The following is a 17,249-nucleotide window of genomic DNA, read 5'->3' on the forward strand; positions in this document are numbered from 1 at the left end:
GCCGTACGACGCGCGCTCCCGGGAGATGCTGGGAGTTCTGGAGCGGCAGTGAACACAGTGCCCGCGATCGAGGCGGAGGGCGCCACGGTCGTCCTGAACGAGACCACGCTGCTCGCGCCGACGACGTTCGAGGTGATGCCGGGCGAGTTCTGGTGTCTCACCGGCAGCAACGGCTCCGGCAAGACGACCCTCCTGCGCGCCTTCCTGGGCGGTCGGCGGCTGACGGACGGCGCCGTCCGCGTGCAGGGCGAGACCGTCGATCTGGCCAGGCCCCGGCACCGGCGGATCGTGGCCTCGCTCGTCGAACCGGTGCCCGTCGCACGGGACATGACGCTGCGCGAGCAGGTGACGCTGGTCGCCGCCTCCTGGTACGGCAACACGGCGGCGACCGCCGAGCGCGCCGAGGAGGTCATCGGGCGCCTCGGCCTCTTCGACCTGGGCGAGCGGTTCCCCTCGCAGCTCTCCTCCGGCCAGCTGCAACTCTTCAGCCTCGCGCTGACTCTGGTCCGCCCCGCCGACGTCGTCCTGCTCGACGAGCCCGAGCGGCATCTCGACACCGACCGCGTCGCCCTCGTCGCCGAGCTGCTCGCCGAGCGTGCGGAGGAGGGCACCGCGTTCCTCGTCGCCACCCACGAGTCCGCCGTCGTGGACGCCTGCGACGGCGTCGTGGAGTTGGGATGACGACGGAGCGCACCAGAGAGGTGGCGGCCGACCCCAGGGCCCGCGTCCACGCCGTACGCCAGCGGTACGCCCGCCGCGGCGACCGCGCCACGGTCCACGACCGGGCGTACCTGATCTACGTCGCCGCCCTCCTCGGCCTCGTCTACGTGGTGCCGGTCGTCTATCTGGCCAGGACCTCGCGGGCGCTGGTCTCCCTGGACTCCTCCGAGGCGGCGACGCCCGCGGCGTGCCTGGTCGCGGCGGCGGTGGTCTGGGGCGCGCAGCTGGCCGGCCGGTTCTGGGGGCCGCTGGTCCTCAAGCCGTTCCTGCTGCACGTGTTCATGTCCACGGACCTGTCCCCTTCGCACTACCTCGCTACGATCGCCCGCCGCCGCCTCACGTACGCGGGACTCGGCACGCTGCTCGCGGTGTGCACGGCGGCGTTCTTGCTGACCGACGTCTTCGACCACTCGGAAGCCGTGCTCGCGGCGCAGGGCGTGGCCGTCTCGGCGGGCATCGGCGCCGTCGTCCCGGGGGCGTGGCTGTGGGGTCAGGTCCGGACGGTGCGCGACAACCTCCTGCTCTCGGGCGGCGTGGCCGCCGCAGCCGGCGTCGTCGCGCTGCTCGGCGGAGGCGGGCTCCTCGGCGGGGGCGGCCTGTGGCTCGCCGCCGGTGTCCTGGTCGTCTCGGCGGCGCTGCTCGGCAGAGCCGCCTTCCGGTCCGTCCGCACGGTCGACCTCGCCCGGCTCGCCCGTGAGTCGGCACGTGCCGCCCAGGCCCAGACCTTCGCCTGGACCGGCACGCTCCACGACGCGCTCGACCTGTACCGCCCCGACCCGCGCGGGCACACCTCGGCCCTGGTACGTCCCGACGGCCGCCTGCGCGGACACCTCGCGCAGGGGGCGGTCCGTGCCCTGCGCACCCGGGGCCGTGCGCTCGCCTCCGTGGTGTTCCTGCTGGCCGGCGGCTCCCTCCTGACGCTCGGCCTCGCGGAGCCGGACGCCCGCCTCGCGACGTTCTCCTGGGCGGCCGGTGCGGCGGCCGTGTACTGGGGCTCGGGCTGGGTCGGCGAGACCTGGCGCGGCCTGCGCGACGAGCTGACGCTGGCCCCGCTGTTCGGCGAGCACTGGGGCGGGATGCTCGCCCGCACCCTGGCCTGGCCGGTCGTCGCGGTGACCGCCGCGGCCGGGGCGGCGGGCGCCGTCACGGCCCTGACACGGTGGCCGCTCCAGGACGGCACGACGGCCGAGGTACCGCTGCTCGGCGCGGCGTCGGTGGTGCTCGTCCTCGGGGCCAGGTTCCTGCGCGAGATGAAGATGAACCTGCCGACCGAACTGCTGCTCCCCATCATCACGCCCCTGGGCGACCTCTCCGGACTCCGGGTCTTCGTCTGGCAGTTCGACGGCCTCGTCGTCGTACTGGTCGGCATCCTCGTGATGAACGAGATGCCGACCGCGACCGGTGGGGCCCTGGCCGCGCTGGGCATGGCCGCCTGGTCGGTCTGGGCGGGCCTGCGCAGGACCGGGTGGGCCCATCGGGGACTCCTCACCCGCCTCGGCCGCGCCTGAACACTCCCCGCGACTTCGCGACCAGCACCGACACCCGACATCGCCCACCGACCGCGAGCACCGGTGGCCCCGCCGTTCTTGCCGTACAGCCCCACTCACGGCAAGCGCTGAATCTGCACGTCAACCAGCGGACCGGATGGCCCACTGCGTGAACATCGGGCGCACGGCCAGACGTACGGACTCGCGGCCGCGGACGCCACCGCCGCCTCTGCGCCACGGTCACACCGGGGAACGTGACCGGCTGGCTGGTGTCGGCTGGTGGCCGTGGGAGCCTGGGGCGTTCGAGGAAGCAGAACGGCGAGACGTGCCCGTGGTGCTGTCGGTCGGCTACTCGGCGTGCCACTGGTGCCAGTGAATGCACAGACCCAGTAGTCGGCGGTGCTTATACCTCTCTGATGAGCACGTGCTTCCCGCAGAGCTTCGACCAGTCGTCCCGGTCGGAGGTCAGGACGATCACGGGGGACGGGGCGCGGAGCGCGAGCGCGGCGACGAGGGCGTCGATCGCGTACTGGTGCCCATGCAGCCCGCCCGCGTCCTGAAGCAACGCCACCGCGGTCAGGGAGTCCTCCTGGCTGACCGGTTCTACCCGCAGCCGGGAGAGCACCCACTTCAAGCGCGCGAGATCGGTCTTCCCATGTACGGCTTCAACGATGGTCAGCGCGGACACGAGGACGGGAACCCCAGCCTGCCGGGATGCCTCGATGCGAGCCGCCATACCGCGGTCGTTGCGCAGGAGCAGGGAGAGCGCCTCGCAGTCGAGCACCAGCGAGCGAACCGGCTGATCCTTCACGCAGCGCCCCGCTGGACATCCTCGGCGTTCACGTCTCCGAACAGCTCGCGACGAGCGGCTTCGATCTCCTGCTCCGTGAGCGCGCCGTGCTCCTCTTCATGAGCCGCGACGATCTCGGCGAGCCCGTCCATGGCGAGCTGGTGCTTGACAGCCTCGGTGATGTAGCTGGACAGCCCGCGGCGGCCGGTTCGGGAGCGGAGCTCACTGACCAGCTCGGCGGGCATGGACACGGAGATGTTCTCGGTGGTCCCGGCTCGGGTCGGCTTCATGGCTCTAGTGTAATACATTGTCTATTATAGGGAGAGGGTTTGTGGGGGAGCGGGAGCTTGCGGTGCTCCGCGTGCTCTGAGGTCGACATGGCGGGGGAGCCCTCTCGGCCCGTCGCGAGGCCGGCACGTGGGGTAGATGGAGCGGCGGTTCGTAGGGGCTGAGGAGCGGAATTCCCGCCCGCCGATGTCCGGCATTTGGTTGCGTGGGCGCCGTGGCCCTCTCGAACGGTGAATTCCGCGTGCCTGTCGACATCCGTCCGATCTGGGGGAAGCTGGGCAACGGTTCCCGGCCGCACCCCCTCATCTGTCATGCGTTGGACACTGCCGAAGTGGCGTTCCAGTTGTTCGATCTATGCCTGCGGCCTCCAACTCCACCTTGCACAGTTCGACGGGGAGGCGGAGATCCACGACGTGCCCGCCCCGCGGCGAGCCATGTCGGAGGGGATCGGAAGGGGCAAGTCCTACGGCTGCGGACTGTTGAACGTCCTGCCGGTCCGGCAACCCGACGGCGAGCCCGCCGTACCCGGACGCACCCCCGCCTGACCGCGGTACGCCGTTCCCGACTGGCAGGTGGGTCGAGGCGGGCGGGGGCATAGGTTGGGGACATGCCGAATCGACTCGTGGGTGTGACCTCGCCTTATCTGCTCCAGCACGCGGACAACCCCGTCGACTGGTGGCCGTGGGAGCCCGAGGCGTTCGAGGAAGCGAAACGGCGTGACGTGCCCGTGCTGCTGTCGGTCGGCTACTCGGCGTGCCACTGGTGTCATGTGATGGCGCACGAGTCGTTCGAGAGTGAGGAGATCGCGGCCTTTCTCAACGAGCACTTCGTGGCCGTGAAGGTGGACCGCGAGGAGCGGCCCGATGTGGATGCTGTGTACATGGAGGCGGTGCAGGCGGCGACCGGGCAGGGGGGCTGGCCGATGACCGTCTTCCTGACCCCCGACGCCGAGCCGTTCTACTTCGGTACCTACTTCCCGCCCGAGCCCCGGCACGGCATGCCCGCATTCCCCCAGGTGCTGGACGCCGTACGCGTCGCGTGGCGCGATCGGCGGGGCGAGGTGGCCGAGGCGGCCGGGCGGATCGTGCGCGACCTCGCGGGGCGCGGCCTCGCCTACGACCGGCCGCAGCCGCCGGACGAGCAGGTGCTGGCCGAGGCGCTGCTCGGGCTGACCCGCGAATTCGACGCGGCCAACGGCGGGTTCGGCGGGGCGCCGAAGTTCCCGCCGTCCATGGTGCTGGAGTTCCTGCTGCGCCACCACGCGCGCACCGGCTCGGCCGGCGCGCTCCAGATGGTCGAGGCGAGCTGTGAGGCGATGGCGCGCGGCGGCATCTACGACCAGTTGGGCGGCGGCTTCGCGCGCTACTCGGTCGACGCGGGCTGGGTCGTCCCGCACTTCGAGAAGATGCTCTACGACAACGCGCTGCTGTGCCGGGTGTACGCGCACCTGTGGCGGGCCACCGGCTCCCCGCTGGCGCGCCGGGTCGCCCTGGGCACCGCCGACTTCATGGTCCGCGAACTGCGCACCGAGCAGGGCGGGTTCGCCTCCGCGCTGGACGCGGACAGCGAGGTGCCGGGCAGCGCGGCCGGTGTGGACAGCGGGGGCGGGCACCGGGAGGGCGCGTACTACGTCTGGACGCCGGAGCAGCTCACCGAGGTGCTGGGGGAGGCGGACGGGGCCTTCGCCGCGCGGTACTTCGGGGTGACCCGGGAGGGCACGTTCGAGGAGGGCGCCTCGGTGCTCCAGCTCCCCGTGGCCCCCGACCTGACCGAGCACGAGGGCGAGGCCGGGCGCGAGCGGGCCGCGTCCGTGCGGGAGCGGCTGCTGGCGGCCCGTGCACGGCGCCCCCGCCCCGCGCGGGACGAGAAGGTCGTCGCCGCCTGGAACGGCCTCGCCGTCGCCGCGCTCGCCGAGACCGGCGCCTACTTCGGCCGCCCCGACCTGGTCGAGGCCGCCGAGAGCGCCGCCGACCTGCTGCTCACCGTGCACACCGACGACCGCGGACGCCTGGTGCGCACCTCCCGGGACGGGCGCGCGGGCACCGGAGCCGGAGTGCTGGAGGACTACGCGGACGTCGCCGAGGGCCTGCTCGCGCTGTGCGCGGTGACCGGCGAGAGCAGCTGGCTGGAGCTGTCCGGCACCCTGCTGGATTCGGTGCTGCGCCACTTCACCGCCGCCGACGGCGCCTTCTTCGACACCGCGGACGACGCCGAGAAGCTCATCCGGCGGCCTCAGGACCCGACCGACGGCGCCACCCCCTCCGGCTGGACCGCCGCCGTCGCCGCGCTGCTCGGCTACGCCGCGTACACCGGCAGCGCCCGGCACCGGGAGGCGGCCGAGCGGGGGCTGGGCATCGTGGACGCGCTTGCGCCCCGTGCGCCGCGCTTCATCGGCTGGGGCTTGGCGGCGGCGGAGGCGGCGCTCGACGGGCCGCGCGAGGTCGCGGTGGTCGGCCCGTACGACGATCCGGTGACCCGCGAGCTGCACCGTACGGCGCTGCTGGCGACGGCGCCCGGCGCGGTGGTGGCCACCGGCGACCCGGGGGCCGCGGAGGCGGCTGAGGAGGCAGCGGCCGTGCCGCTCCTGCGGGAGCGCCCGCTGCTGGACGGCCGCCCGGCGGCCTACGTCTGCCGACGGTTCACGTGCGCCGCGCCGACGGGGGACCCGGAGACGCTGCGCCGGGCACTGGGCGGCGGCGCGGCGGGGGCGGCGGCGGGCGGCGGACGAGACCTGGCCTGACCCGGGCGTACCGGGGCGGTGCCACGACCCCCGGACGCGGCTCTCCCGCCGCGGCCCCCGTGCCCCCCGGCGCCCGCGCGCCTCACAGCGTCAGGCCGCGCTCCAGCACCCGCAGCGCGCCGTCCACCAGCGCGTCCATGTCCAGCGCGGTGCCGTCCCCGCCCGTGCCGTCCTCGCCCGTGCCGTTCTCCACCCAGTGGAGGAACGCCTCGGTCAGCGCGCCCATGGCCGCGCCCGTCACCACCCGCAGCTCCAGGTCCCCCACCGGGCGCCCCGTGCGCTCCGAGAGCACCTCCGTGAGCAGCCTGCCGGTGACCGCGCCGTGCTCGTTCATGCGGGCGCGGATGGCGGGGACGTCGCAGATGAGGTGGAGCCGCTGGATGGCCACGCCGCCCTCCAGCTCGTACATCCGCGCCATCACGGTGCGCAGCGCGTGCCGCAGCGCGGTGACGGGCGGCTCGTCGCGCGGCCGGTTGCGCAACTCGTCCGCGAACTCCGGGTCGTACTCGTCCGTGAGGACGATGTCCTCCTTGGTGGGGAAGTAGCGGAAGACCGTGCTGGGGGAGACCTCCGCGACTTCGGCGATCTGGCCCACCGGTGTGGCGTCGTAGCCCTGCTCGGCGAAGAGGCGGTACGCGGCCTCCCGGATGGCCTCGCGGGTCTGGATCTTCTTCCGCTCACGCAGCCCTGGCCGGGGGACTGTCACGGGGTGGGAGCGCGTGGAGGTCATGGCTTTCATTGTCCCGTATCCCTGTCCACGGGGACTGCGCCCATGCCTGCGCACACGGACGGGCGTGCGATTCCCGCATTCACCCCGGGTGGCTCACCGTGACCGAAAACACCAGGCGCCCGGAATGCGCCGCCCGTACAGTTGCCGCATGCAGGTGATCCAGTCGACGAAGCTCGCCAATGTCTGCTACGAGATCCGTGGCCCGGTGCTCGAGGAGGCCATGCGGCTGGAGGCGGCGGGTCACCGCGTACTCAAGCTGAACACCGGCAATCCGGCGGCCTTCGGCTTCGAGTGCCCGCCCGAGATCCTCGAGGACATGCTCCGCAACGTCGGCGACGCGCACGGCTACGGCGACGCCAAGGGGCTGCCCGCCGCCCGCCGCGCGGTGATGCAGCACTACCAGACCAAGGGCATCGAGCTGTCCGTGGAGGACGTCTACCTGGGCAACGGCGCCTCCGAGCTGATCCAGATGTCGATGCAGGCGCTGCTGGACGACGGGGACGAGGTCCTCGTCCCCGCACCCGACTACCCGCTGTGGACGGCCTCCGTCTCCCTCGCGGGCGGCGTCGCGGTGCACTACCGCTGCGACGAGCAGTCCGACTGGATGCCGGACCTGGCGGATCTCGAGCGGAAGATCACCGACCGTACGAAGGCGCTCGTCGTCATCAACCCGAACAACCCGACGGGTGCGGTCTACGACGAGGAGATGCTGCGCGGCCTGACGGACATCGCCCGCAGGCACCAGCTGATCGTCTGCTCCGACGAGATCTACGACCGCATCCTCTACGACGGCGCGACCCACACGCCCACCGCCGCCATCGCCCCCGACCTGCTCACCCTCACCTTCAACGGCCTCTCGAAGAACTACCGGGTGGCCGGTTACCGCAGCGGCTGGCTGGCGGTGTGCGGCCCCAAGTCGCACGCGCAGAGCTACATCGAGGGCCTGACCATCCTCGCCAACATGCGCCTGTGCGCGAACATGCCCGCGCAGCACGCGGTGGCCACCGCGCTGGGCGGCCGCCAGTCCATCGACGACCTGGTGCTGCCCGGCGGCCGCATCCTGGAGCAGCGCGACACGGCGTACGAGCTGCTCACGCAGATCCCCGGCGTCACCTGCGTCAAGCCCAAGGGGGCGCTGTACCTCTTCCCCCGGCTCGATCCGAAGGTCTTCAAGGTCAAGGACGACCGGCAGCTGGTCCTCGACCTGCTGCGGGCGGAGCAGATCATGGTCGTGCACGGCACCGGCTTCAACTGGCCCGAGCCCGACCACTTCCGGATCGTGACGCTGCCCGCGGTGCAGGAGCTGGCCGACGCGGTCACCCGGATCGGCACCTTCCTGGACGGCTACAGCCAGTCGTAGGCGAGGTCCGGCCGGGAAGATTCGTGCGGTGCAGCGACGGCAAAGCAGTGGTAACCGATCAACTTTAGACAATGTCTAAGCTAGGATGGTTTCCTGTAACGTGCCAGGAGGCCATCCATGTACGAATCGATCCGCACGCAGTCGGTCCACACCATGGCTGAGACGGATGTGCCGCGCCGCTCCCGTGACGAAGAACTGGACATCCGGCTCGCCGGCCATCTCACCGCCCTGCTGACGGTCACGGACGAGCTGCGCGCGCTCACTCCGGCGCCCGCGCTCGACGAGGCGGCTCAGCTGCTCGCCGCCCAGTCCAAGCGGCTGGGCGGCGGACGCGCACCGCAGCGTGCGGTGCCGTCCGCGCGCGACGCCAGCGCGTCGCACGTCACCGGGCTCCACCAGCGGGCGCACACGCTCGCCGGCATGGCGCTGGTGATCGCCACCGCACGGGAGGACAGCGCCGCCGCGGAGCTGGCCGCCGAGCGGCTGGAGGTCCACGCGTCGGCGCTCGGCATCACCGAATCCGCCTGATCACCCGACCACCGCGCACCCACCCCGTACGGCCCCCGCCGCCTCCGCCCCCGGAGCGGAGGGCGGAGGCGGCGGGGCCGGGTGCGCCTACCCGTGCTGTGCCGGCCCGGGTCAGCCCAGTCGCTCGACCAGGGCGCGGTACTCCTCCCACAGCTCCGGCGGCGTGTGCTCACCGAAGGTGTTCAGGTGCTCGGGCACCAGGGACGCCTCGTCACGCCAGACGTCCTTGTCGACGGCGAGCAGGAAGTCCAGGTCGCTCTCGGAGATCTTCAGCCCCTCCGTGTCCAGCGACTCCTTGGTGGGCAGCACGCCGATCGGCGTCTCGACGCCGTACGCCTCGCCGTTCAGCCGCTGCACGACCCACTTGAGCACCCGGCTGTTCTCGCCGAAGCCCGGCCACACGAAGCGGCCGTCCGCGTCCTTCTTGAACCAGTTGACGTAGTAGATCTTGGGCAGCTTCGCCGGGTCGGCGTCCGCGCCCACCTTCACCCAGTGGGCGAAGTAGTCGCCCATGTTGTAGCCGCAGAACGGCAGCATCGCGAACGGGTCGCGGCGCAGCTCGCCCACCTTGCCCTCGGCGGCGGCCGTCTTTTCGCTGGCGACGTTCGCGCCCAGGAAGACGCCGTGCTGCCAGGAGAAGGACTCGGTCACCAGCGGCACGGCGGTCGCGCGCCGGCCGCCGAAGAGGATGGCCGAGATCGGCACGCCCCGCGGGTCCTCCCACTCCGGCGCGATGATCGGGCACTGCCCGGCCGGGGTGGTGAAACGGGCGTTGGGGTGTGCGGCGGGCACGCCGGACTCGGGCGTCCACTCGTTGCCCTTCCAGTCCGTGAGGCGCTTCGGGGTCTCCTCCGTCATGCCCTCCCACCACACGTCGCCGTCGTCGGTGAGCGCGACGTTGGTGAAGACGGAGTTGCCCCAGAGGGTCTTCATCGCGTTGGCGTTGGTGTGCTCGCCGGTGCCCGGCGCGACGCCGAAGAACCCGGCCTCCGGGTTGATGGCGTACAGCCGGCCGTCCTCGCCGAAGCGCATCCACGCGATGTCGTCGCCGATGGTCTCGACCGTCCAGCCCGGCACGGTCGGCTCCAGCATGGCCAGGTTCGTCTTGCCGCAGGCGCTCGGGAACGCGGCGGCAATGTACTTGATGGCCTCCGTGCCCCCGCGCGGCGGCGTCAGCTTGAGGATCAGCATGTGCTCGGCGAGCCAGCCCTCGTCCCGCGCCATGACGGAGGCGATCCGCAGGGCGTAGCACTTCTTGCCGAGCAGCGCGTTGCCGCCGTAGCCCGATCCGTACGACCAGATCTCGCGCGCCTCGGGGAAGTGCGAGATGTACTTCGTGCTGTTGCACGGCCACGGCACGTCGCGCTCGCCGGGCGCGAGCGGGGCGCCGACGCTGTGCACGGCCTTGACGAAGAAGCCGTCGCTGCCCAGCTCCTCCAGGACGGGCTGGCCCATCCGGGTCATGGTGCGCATGGAGACGGCGACGTAGGCGGAGTCGGTGATCTCCACGCCCAGCGCGGACAGCGGCGAGCCGAGGGGGCCCATGCAGAACGGCACCACGTACATCGTCCGGCCGCGCATCGCGCCCCGGAAGACGCCGTTCTTGCCCTGGAAGACCTCGCGCATCTCGGCGGGGGCCTTCCAGTGGTTGGTCGGGCCCGCGTCCTCCTCCTTCTCGGAGCAGATGAACGTACGGTCCTCGACCCGCGCCACGTCGGTCGGGTCCGAGGCGGCGTAGTAGGAGTTCGGGCGTTTGATGGGGTCGAGTTTCGTGAAGGTGCCCTTCTCGACGAGCTGCTCGCTCAGGCGCTCGTACTCCGCCTCCGAACCGTCACACCAGACGATCCGGTCCGGCTCGGTGAGGGCGGCGATCTCGTCGACCCAGGCGATCAGCTCCTGGTGACGGGTCGGTGGGGTGGTGGGAGCCGCAATGCTGCGCGCCACGATCGCTCCAGACAGGTTTGAGGGTGTGGGTTGTACGGATACAGGCACATATATCCGCTGCTGCCGTGTCTCTCAGCTCGCCCCTTGGGGGCAACGACCCGGATGCAATCGTGGCTACGCTCATCCGGTGCCGTGTTCGCTCATCTGATCATTGCGCGCTGATTCTCCTGTGTCCAGAGGGGCGCTCGGGTGAGCATCGCCACGTACGGGGGTTCTGGGGTCGTCGGACACGTGACGCCACGGCGTCGGGGGAGTGACGTAGTCCGTGGTGCCGGACGGCCGAGCGGCGGGGTGGCCTGGGTAGCCTGAGAGGCATGACTGCTGCCGTGTCCGAATCCGACGGCCCCGCGGGCGTGCCCGCGGCGGAGGCGCCGTCCCGGGTGGCCGTGCCCCCGGTCAAGCCGAGACTGCGGGGCTGGCTGCACGCGGGCATGTTCCCGGCCGTGCTGGTCTCCGGGGTCTTCCTGACCGCACTGGCGGGCAGCACCAGCGGCCGGATCGCCTGCGCCGTCTACACGCTGACCGCCTGCCTGCTCTTCGGCGTCAGCGCGCTCTACCACCGCGGCGACTGGAGCCCGCGGGCCATGGCCGTGCTGCGGCGGCTCGACCACGCGAACATCTTCCTGATCATCGCGGGCACCTACACCCCGCTGACCATCCTGCTGCTGCCGGACGGCCGCGGTGACCTGCTGCTGTGGGGCATCTGGGCCGCCGCCCTGCTGGGGATCGCCTTCCGGGTCTTCTGGGTCGGCGCCCCGCGCTGGCTCTACACCCCGTGCTACATCGCGATGGGCTGGGCCGCGGTCTTCTTCCTGCCCGACTTCCTGCGCAACGGCGGCATCGCGGTGCTCGTCTGCGTGGTCGTCGGCGGCGTGCTGTACAGCGCGGGCGGCGTCGTCTACGGCATCAAGCGCCCGAACCCGTCACCGCGCTGGTTCGGCTTTCACGAGGTGTTCCACTCCTTCACACTGGCCGCCTTCGTCGTGCACTACGTGGGCATCTCCCTGGTGGCGTACGGTCAGAACTGACGCGACCTCGGGAGGCTGCCGTGACCAGAATGAACGCGCTCATCAAGGCGTGGCACGAGATGGACGTGCCGGACGGGCTGAAGGTCGAACTGCTGGACGGTGAGCTGGTCGCGCAGGCCAATCCCGGCCACCTGCATGACCTCCCCGTCCGAAGCCTGGTGCGGCACACGCCGCCGCCGTTCGAGACGTGGTACGAACGCGGGCTGTTCCTCGCCGACGACTACCGGCCGCGTGCCGACGCCGTCATCATCCGCTCCGAGGACGTCCCCGGCGATGACGCCGACGCCGACTGGCCCGCCGGGATCGTGCTCGCCGTGGTGGAGACGGTCTCCACCACCCGGACCGCGATCAAGCGCGACTGGGAGGACAAACGACTGCGCTACGCCGCCGCCGGTATCCCGGTCTACCTGGTCATCGACCCGAACGACGCCACCTGGCACGTGCTGGAACTGGACGGCAGCCAGTACGTGGAAACCGGCAAGGGGGTCTTCGGGCAGGAGATCCCGCTGCCCGAGCCGCTCGGCTTCCCGGTGCGGACGGCGGGCTGGCACCCTTACCGGCGACCTTGATCAGACGCGCGGCCCGCCGCCGGCGCCGGTGCCGCGGACGGAGCGGCCGGCCAGTACGTCCGTGCGGTGCCCGTCGCGGATGACCGGCTTTCCGTCGATCAGCACGTGCGGGATGCCCGTCGCCAGGGTGCGCGGTGTCTCGAAGGTGGAGCCCGCCGCCACCGTGTCCGGGTCGAAGAGGACCAGGTCCGCGCGGTAGCCCTCGCGCACCAGGCCCCGGTCGGCCAGCCGCAGCCGGGCGGCCGGGCGGGAGGTGAGGTGGGCCACGCACTCCTCCAGGGACAGCACACCCAGCTCCCGCACGTACCGGCCCAGGTACTGCGGGAACGTGCCGTACGCGCGGGGGTGCGGCTTGTCGCCCTGGAGGATGCCGTCGCTGCCGCCGGTGTGCACCGGGTGCCGCATGATCGCGCGGACGTTCTCCTCGTGGCCGACGTGCTGGAGGATCGTGGTGCCCAGCCGGTCCCCGGTCAGCAGCCGGTGCGCGGTGACGAACGGCTCCTCGCCGCGCGCCTGCGCCGAGGCCGCCACCGTGTGCCCCACATACTCGCGCAGCGCCGGGTCGGAGACGCCGGAGATCTCGATGGTGTCCCACTCGATGGGCACGCCGTGGCAGCCGTCCGAGCCCTCGACCTCCAGCGCGTGCCGGATGCGTCCGCGGGCCGCCGGGTCCGCCAGCCGCTCCAGGATCGCCTCGGGGCCGCCCTCGCTCGCCCAGCTGGGCAGCATCGCGACCAGCGTGGTGCAGCCGGGGGTGTAGGGGTAGGTGTCCAGGGAGATGTCGGCGCCCTCAGCGAGGGCCTGGTCCAGCAGGGCCAGCAGTTCGGGCGCGCGGCCCTTGTTGACGCCGAAGTTCATGGTGGCGTGGGCCAGGTGCAGCGCGCAGCCCGCCTCGCGGGTGAGGCCGACCATCTCCTCGTACGCCTCCAGCGCGCCCGCCCCGTAGGAGCGGTGGTGCGGGCAGTAGTAGCCGCCGTGCGCCGCGACGACCCGGCACAGCTCGGTCAGCTCGGCCGTCGGCGCGTACATGCCGGGGGTGTAGGTGAGCCCGGAGGACATGCCGACGGCGCCCTCGGCCATGCCCTGGGCGACCAGCTGCCGCATCCGGTCCAGCTCGGCATCGGTCGCGGGGCGGTCGTCCCAGCCGACGGCGAGGGCCCGTACGGTGCCCTGCGGGATGAGGTAGGCGGCGTTGACGGCGGTGCCCTGCCGGTCGAGCCGGTCGAGGTAGCCGCCGACGGTGCGCCAGTCGAAGTCGATGTCGTCGCCCGCGCCGTTCCAGCCGGTGATGGCGCGGCGCACCTCGGCCAGGGTGCGGTCGTCGACCGGGGCGTAGGAGAGCCCGTCCTGCCCGATGACCTCCAGGGTGACGCCCTGGGCGGCCTTGGCCGAGTGGTCGGGGTCGCGGAGCAGCGCGAGGTCGCTGTGGGCGTGCATGTCGATGAAGCCGGGGGCGAGGGCGAGCCCGTCGGCGTCGAGCGTGTGCGGGGCGGTGAGCCGCGGCCCGGTGCCGCCGTCCTCCCGGTGTATCTCGGTGATACGGCCGTCGGTGAGGCCGACGTCGGCGCGCTGGGCGGGTGCGCCCGAGCCGTCGATGACGCGGGCGCCGCGGATCACGCTGTCCATGGTGTGCGCTGCCTTTCCGGGCTGCCGGTGCGGGGCCGCCGACGGGTGGGAGGGGAGGGTGCGGGCTGCCGGGACGGGCCGGTGCCGTGGCTCAGAAGAACGTGCGGACGTAGTCGGTGACCGTGCCGTCCGCCTCCGCCAGCGGGATCAGCTGCCACTTGTCGAAGATCGTGCACGGGTGCGACATGCCCAGCCCCACCCAGTCGCCGACCTCCAGCTGGGCGCCGGGCTCGGTGCGCACCCAGGAGTGCTGGTCGGAGAGGGCGGTCAGGGTGATGCCCGCCGCGTCCCGCTCGGCGCCGCCGCGGGCGGGACGCACGCGCTGCGCCTGCGGCAGGTGCAGGTCGTACGCGGCGTCCCGCTTGCCCGCGTTCAGGAACGCCTGGGCCGGATCGGGGCGGGAGACGACCTGGGCCCACAGCGTGAACGCGGGCCGCAGCGCGCCCTCCTGGGGCACCCGGTTGAAGGGGGTGAGCTTCTTGTAGTGCCCGTCGTCGTGCGAGACGTACGCGCCCGAGCGCAGCAGCTTCAGCACCGGCCGGGACAGCTCGGGCACCTGGGCGAAGACCTCCGCGACCACGTCGAACCAGGCGCTGCCGCCCGCGCTCAGCACGATCTCCGCGACGTCCGCGCCGAAGCGGCCCGCCGCGTCGAAGGCGGCGGTCAGCGCGGCGAGCCGGTGCAGCCAGGCGGCGACCCGCTCGCTGTCGGCGTCCGGCACCTCGCCCTCGTAGCCCGCGACGCCGACCAGCCGCAGCGTGCCGGTGGCCGCCACCGCGTCGGCGACCGCCGCGCAGTCCGCCTCCGTACGGGCCCCGGTGCGCGCGCCCTCGCCCGCCGCCAGTTCGACGACCACATCCACCCGGCGGGACGCGCCCGCCGCGCGCAGCACCTCGTCCATCAGCTGGACGCCGGGCACCGAGTCGACGTAGCACAGGAAGGTGAAGTCCTCGTCGGCGGAGAGTTCGGCGGCGAGCCAGCGCAGCGCGGCGGCGTCGACCAGTTCGTTGGCGAGGAAGATCCGCCGCACCCCGAACGCCCGGCACACGCGCGCCTGGTGCGGTACGGCCACGGTGACGCCCCAGGCGCCGTGTGCCAGCTGGCGGGCGAAGAGCTGCGGGGCCATGGAGGTCTTGCCGTGCGGGGCGAAGCGGAGCCCGTGCCGCTCGGTGTAGGTCTCCAGCAGGCGGAGGTTGTGCTCCAGCGCGTCGGCGGAGAGCGCCAGCACGGGGGTGGTGAAGCCGCCGGTGAACAGGTCGCGGCGCTCGGCCGCCAGCGCGCCGACCGTACGTCCGGCGGCGTCCGGGGGCAGGCCCTTGAAGCGGTGGTCGACCACTTCGTCGGCGAGGGCCGCGAGGGCGGCGAGCCCGGCCGGGGCGAGGTCTGCGGTGGGCGGCATGGCGGCTCCAGAAAAGTTCTTGTTGCGCATGGTGCAACAGTCATTGCGCATAACGCTTACTGCTGTCTAGCATCCCGGCGAACGCCCGGTCAATGGAAAGCTCGCCGGTACACCCCCAGGTTGAGGAGCGACTCAGATCGTGACCAGTACCCCGCACATCGACGTCGTCTGCCTGGGCGAGTCCATGGTCACGTTCCTCCCCTCCCGACCGGGGCGCCTCGCCGACGTGCCGTCCTTCGAACGGGCCATCGGCGGCGCCGAGTCCAATGTCGCCTGCACCCTCGCGCGCGCCGGGCACCCCACGCGGTGGGTCAGCCGGGTCGGGGCGGACGGCTTCGGCGACCACCTGGTCCGTACGATCGCCGCGGCCGGGGTGGACACCTCGGCTGTGCGGCAGGACCCGCACCGGCCGACAGGGGTGTACTTCCGCACCGACGGGGAACGGGCGACGACTTCGCCGGGCGACGGCGACGGCGGCGGGGACGGCGGCGCCGGGGGAGGGTCCGCCGAGGGGGCGTCCGCCGAGGCGTCCAGATCCGTGGCCGAGGTGGCCTACTACCGGGCCGGTTCGGCCGCCTCCGCGATGTCCGCCGACAGCGTCGACCTGGACGCCGTGCTCGCCGGGCGCGTCCTGCACCTCACCGGCATCACCCCCGCACTCTCCGACGACTGCCTCGGCCTGGTGCGCACGCTCACCGCGCGGCACCCCGAACGCACCCGTCCGCTGGTCTCCTTCGACGTCAACTACCGGGTCGCACTGTGGCGCGAGCCGGCCGACCCCGCCGTACTCCTCGACCTCGCACGCGGCTGCGACCTGGTCTTCGTCGGCGAGGACGAGGCGGAGGCCGCCTGGGGCGTCACCGGCGGCCCGGAAGCGATCCGGGCCGCGCTCCCGGAACCGGACACCCTGGTGGTCAAGCAGGGCGCCGCCGGGGCGTGCGCCTTCGTACGGGGGGCGGACGGTGCCGCGGACGAGGCCGCGTACGCGCCCGGCCTGCGGGTCGAGGTGGTGGCGCACGTCGGAGCCGGAGACGCCTTCGCCGCCGGGTTCCTCTCGGCGAGCCTGCGCGCACTGCCGCTGCGCCAGCGCCTGCGGCACGGCCACCTGCTGGCCGCGGCGGCCCTCACCGCACCCGGTGACCTGGCGGAACCTCCCGCCCGCGCGCACGCGGACCGCCTTGCCGCTCTCGGGTCCGAGGAGTGGGGCACACTGCGACTCGGCCCCGGCTGGACCACAGAGAAGGCAACCGCCCCATGAGTCAGACCGTCGATCGAGCACTGAACATCCTGCCCCTCCTGGCGGAGGGACCCGCCAACCTGGAGCAGGTCTCCCAGCGGCTCGGCGTCCACAAGTCCACAGCGCTGCGCCTGCTGCGTACGCTCCACGAGCACGGCATCGTCTACCGGCAGCAGGACCAGCGCTACCGGCTGGGGGCCCGCCTCTTCGCGCTCGCACAGGAGGCGATCGAGAACCTCGACATCCGGGAGATCGCCCACCCGTATCTGGTCCGGATCAACGAGAAGACCGGCCACACCGTGCACCTCGCCGTGTACGAGGAGAACGAGGTCCTCTACATCGACAAGGTCGAGAGCCGCTACCCGGTGCGGATGTACTCCCGCATCGGCAAGCCCGTCGCGATCACCGTCGCCGCCGTCGCCAAGCTGCTGCTGGCCGACCTCCCGGAGGCGCAGCGGCGCGCGGTCGCCGAGGGCCTCGACTTCCCCATGTACACCGCGCGCTCGACCCCGAACGCCGCGGCGTTCCTCGTCGAGCTGGCGAAGGTGCGCGAGCAGGGCTGGGCCACCGACCTCGGTGGACACGAGGAGTCCATCAACTGCATCGGCGCGCCCATCCGGGGCGCCAACGGACGGGTCATCGCCGCGATGTCGGTGTCCGCGCCCAACGTGGTGGTCACCGCCGACGAACTCCTCACCCTGCTGCCGCTCGTGCGCCGTACGGCCGAGGCCATCAGCGCCGAGTACGCCGGAAAGCCCAAGTGACCCGGGCCGCCCCGCGGCGCGGCACCCGCCCCCGATCTG

At 72.4% G+C, this 17,249-nt stretch carries 16 protein-coding genes and 2 pseudogenes; 12 read left to right on the forward strand and 6 right to left on the reverse strand.

What is annotated here, in order from left to right:
- The first annotated feature begins 48 nt into the window (after positions 1-48).
- The 3 genes and pseudogenes from H299_RS0106925 to H299_RS40270 form a co-directional block, all read left to right on the forward strand.
- Positions 49-681, forward strand: coding sequence for an ATP-binding cassette domain-containing protein (locus H299_RS0106925; RefSeq protein ID WP_037758092.1), 633 nt, complete (start codon positions 49-51; stop codon positions 679-681).
- Positions 678-2,228, forward strand: coding sequence for a hypothetical protein (locus H299_RS0106930; protein ID WP_051262196.1), 1,551 nt, complete (start codon positions 678-680; stop codon positions 2,226-2,228). Before H299_RS0106925 ends, H299_RS0106930 begins: the two co-directional genes overlap by 4 nt.
- Before the next feature lie 208 nt (positions 2,229-2,436).
- A pseudogene (locus H299_RS40270) lies at positions 2,437-2,577 on the forward strand (DUF255 domain-containing protein); the annotation flags it as partial.
- Positions 2,578-2,610: 33 nt separating this feature from the next.
- On the opposite strand, the gene H299_RS0106935 reads toward H299_RS40270, so the two are convergent.
- Both H299_RS0106935 and H299_RS0106940 read right to left on the reverse strand, forming a co-directional pair.
- Positions 2,611-3,018 (reverse strand): PIN domain-containing protein, encoded by a 408-nt coding sequence (locus H299_RS0106935; RefSeq protein WP_027747822.1) that lies wholly within the window; start codon positions 3,016-3,018, stop codon positions 2,611-2,613.
- Complete coding sequence (locus H299_RS0106940) at positions 3,015-3,287, reverse strand: hypothetical protein (protein WP_027747823.1); 273 nt, start codon at positions 3,285-3,287, stop codon at positions 3,015-3,017. The genes H299_RS0106935 and H299_RS0106940 overlap by 4 nt, the downstream gene beginning before the upstream one ends.
- A gap of 239 nt (positions 3,288-3,526) precedes the next feature.
- On the opposite strand from H299_RS0106940, the pseudogene H299_RS40275 reads away from it, so the two are divergent.
- The 3 genes and pseudogenes from H299_RS40275 to H299_RS0106945 form a co-directional block, all read left to right on the forward strand.
- Positions 3,527-3,640 (forward strand): annotated as a pseudogene (locus tag H299_RS40275) (HD domain-containing protein); the annotation flags it as partial.
- A complete protein-coding gene (locus H299_RS38100) occupies positions 3,597-3,830 on the forward strand; it encodes a type I-E CRISPR-associated protein Cas6/Cse3/CasE (RefSeq protein WP_078512524.1) in 234 nt (77 codons plus the stop codon). The pseudogene H299_RS40275 and the gene H299_RS38100, both read left to right, overlap by 44 nt.
- A 62-nt stretch (positions 3,831-3,892) precedes the next feature.
- Positions 3,893-6,025 carry a thioredoxin domain-containing protein gene (locus tag H299_RS0106945; RefSeq protein WP_027747824.1) on the forward strand — a complete coding sequence of 711 codons (2,133 nt, stop codon included), beginning with the start codon at positions 3,893-3,895 and terminating at the stop codon, positions 6,023-6,025.
- 82 nt (positions 6,026-6,107) lie between these two features.
- Here the strand turns inward: H299_RS0106945 and H299_RS0106950 are convergent, their stop codons facing one another.
- A complete protein-coding gene (locus H299_RS0106950) occupies positions 6,108-6,755 on the reverse strand; it encodes an acyl-CoA-like ligand-binding transcription factor (protein WP_027747825.1) in 648 nt (215 codons plus the stop codon).
- A 148-nt stretch (positions 6,756-6,903) separates the two neighbouring features.
- Here H299_RS0106950 and H299_RS0106955 point away from each other — a divergent pair, with 148 nt between their 5' ends.
- The gene (locus H299_RS0106955; protein WP_027747826.1) at positions 6,904-8,115 is read left to right on the forward strand and encodes a pyridoxal phosphate-dependent aminotransferase; all 1,212 of its coding nucleotides are present in this window, start codon (positions 6,904-6,906) and stop codon (positions 8,113-8,115) included.
- Positions 8,116-8,232: 117 nt separating this feature from the next.
- Complete coding sequence (locus tag H299_RS0106960; protein WP_027747827.1) at positions 8,233-8,643, forward strand: SCO4983 family protein; 411 nt, start codon at positions 8,233-8,235, stop codon at positions 8,641-8,643.
- A 111-nt stretch (positions 8,644-8,754) separates the two neighbouring features.
- Here the strand turns inward: H299_RS0106960 and H299_RS0106965 are convergent, their stop codons facing one another.
- Positions 8,755-10,587, reverse strand: a complete 1,833-nt coding sequence (locus H299_RS0106965; RefSeq protein ID WP_027747828.1) for a phosphoenolpyruvate carboxykinase (GTP) — start codon at positions 10,585-10,587, stop codon at positions 8,755-8,757.
- 314 nt (positions 10,588-10,901) lie between these two features.
- Between H299_RS0106965 and trhA the strand changes: the two genes are divergently transcribed.
- Together trhA and H299_RS37425 are read left to right on the forward strand one after the other, a co-directional pair.
- Entirely contained in the window at positions 10,902-11,615 is a 714-nt protein-coding gene (gene trhA / locus H299_RS0106970) for a PAQR family membrane homeostasis protein TrhA (RefSeq protein ID WP_027747829.1), read from the forward strand.
- A 29-nt stretch (positions 11,616-11,644) separates the two neighbouring features.
- Positions 11,645-12,184 (forward strand): Uma2 family endonuclease, encoded by a 540-nt coding sequence (locus H299_RS37425; protein ID WP_051262198.1) that lies wholly within the window; start codon positions 11,645-11,647, stop codon positions 12,182-12,184.
- On the opposite strand, the gene H299_RS0106980 is transcribed toward H299_RS37425, so the two are convergent.
- Both H299_RS0106980 and H299_RS0106985 read right to left on the reverse strand, forming a co-directional pair.
- Positions 12,185-13,810, reverse strand: coding sequence for a D-aminoacylase (locus H299_RS0106980; RefSeq protein WP_027747831.1), 1,626 nt, complete (start codon positions 13,808-13,810; stop codon positions 12,185-12,187). It lies immediately after the preceding gene.
- 91 nt (positions 13,811-13,901) lie between these two features.
- Positions 13,902-15,209, reverse strand: coding sequence for an alanine racemase (locus tag H299_RS0106985; protein WP_027747832.1), 1,308 nt, complete (start codon positions 15,207-15,209; stop codon positions 13,902-13,904).
- 184 nt (positions 15,210-15,393) lie between these two features.
- Between H299_RS0106985 and H299_RS0106990 the strand changes: the two genes are divergently transcribed.
- Both H299_RS0106990 and H299_RS0106995 read left to right on the forward strand, forming a co-directional pair.
- The gene (locus tag H299_RS0106990; RefSeq protein WP_486587205.1) at positions 15,394-16,467 is read left to right on the forward strand and encodes a sugar kinase; all 1,074 of its coding nucleotides are present in this window, start codon (positions 15,394-15,396) and stop codon (positions 16,465-16,467) included.
- Positions 16,464-17,210, forward strand: a complete 747-nt coding sequence (locus tag H299_RS0106995; RefSeq protein ID WP_027747834.1) for an IclR family transcriptional regulator — start codon at positions 16,464-16,466, stop codon at positions 17,208-17,210. The genes H299_RS0106990 and H299_RS0106995 overlap by 4 nt, the downstream gene beginning before the upstream one ends.
- The last annotated feature ends 39 nt before the right edge of the window (positions 17,211-17,249 follow it).

Source organism: Streptomyces sp. CNH287, assembly GCF_000424825.1.

Bases quoted from the DNA above. Each gene is read 5' to 3' on its own strand.
- H299_RS0106930 (WP_051262196.1), top strand. From the start codon at position 678: ATGACGACGGAGCGCACCAGAGAGGTGGCGGCCGACCCCAGGGCCCGC.
- H299_RS0106940 (WP_027747823.1), bottom strand. From the start codon at position 3,287: ATGAAGCCGACCCGAGCCGGGACCACCGAGAACATCTCCGTGTCCATG.
- H299_RS38100 (WP_078512524.1), top strand. From the start codon at position 3,597: ATGCGTTGGACACTGCCGAAGTGGCGTTCCAGTTGTTCGATCTATGCC.
- H299_RS0106945 (WP_027747824.1), top strand. From the start codon at position 3,893: ATGCCGAATCGACTCGTGGGTGTGACCTCGCCTTATCTGCTCCAGCAC.
- H299_RS0106950 (WP_027747825.1), bottom strand. From the start codon at position 6,755: ATGACCTCCACGCGCTCCCACCCCGTGACAGTCCCCCGGCCAGGGCTG.
- H299_RS0106955 (WP_027747826.1), top strand. From the start codon at position 6,904: ATGCAGGTGATCCAGTCGACGAAGCTCGCCAATGTCTGCTACGAGATC.
- H299_RS0106960 (WP_027747827.1), top strand. From the start codon at position 8,233: ATGTACGAATCGATCCGCACGCAGTCGGTCCACACCATGGCTGAGACG.
- trhA (WP_027747829.1), top strand. From the start codon at position 10,902: ATGACTGCTGCCGTGTCCGAATCCGACGGCCCCGCGGGCGTGCCCGCG.
- H299_RS37425 (WP_051262198.1), top strand. From the start codon at position 11,645: ATGAACGCGCTCATCAAGGCGTGGCACGAGATGGACGTGCCGGACGGG.
- H299_RS0106980 (WP_027747831.1), bottom strand. From the start codon at position 13,810: ATGGACAGCGTGATCCGCGGCGCCCGCGTCATCGACGGCTCGGGCGCA.
- H299_RS0106985 (WP_027747832.1), bottom strand. From the start codon at position 15,209: ATGCCGCCCACCGCAGACCTCGCCCCGGCCGGGCTCGCCGCCCTCGCG.
- H299_RS0106990 (WP_486587205.1), top strand. From the start codon at position 15,394: ATGGTCACGTTCCTCCCCTCCCGACCGGGGCGCCTCGCCGACGTGCCG.
- H299_RS0106995 (WP_027747834.1), top strand. From the start codon at position 16,464: ATGAGTCAGACCGTCGATCGAGCACTGAACATCCTGCCCCTCCTGGCG.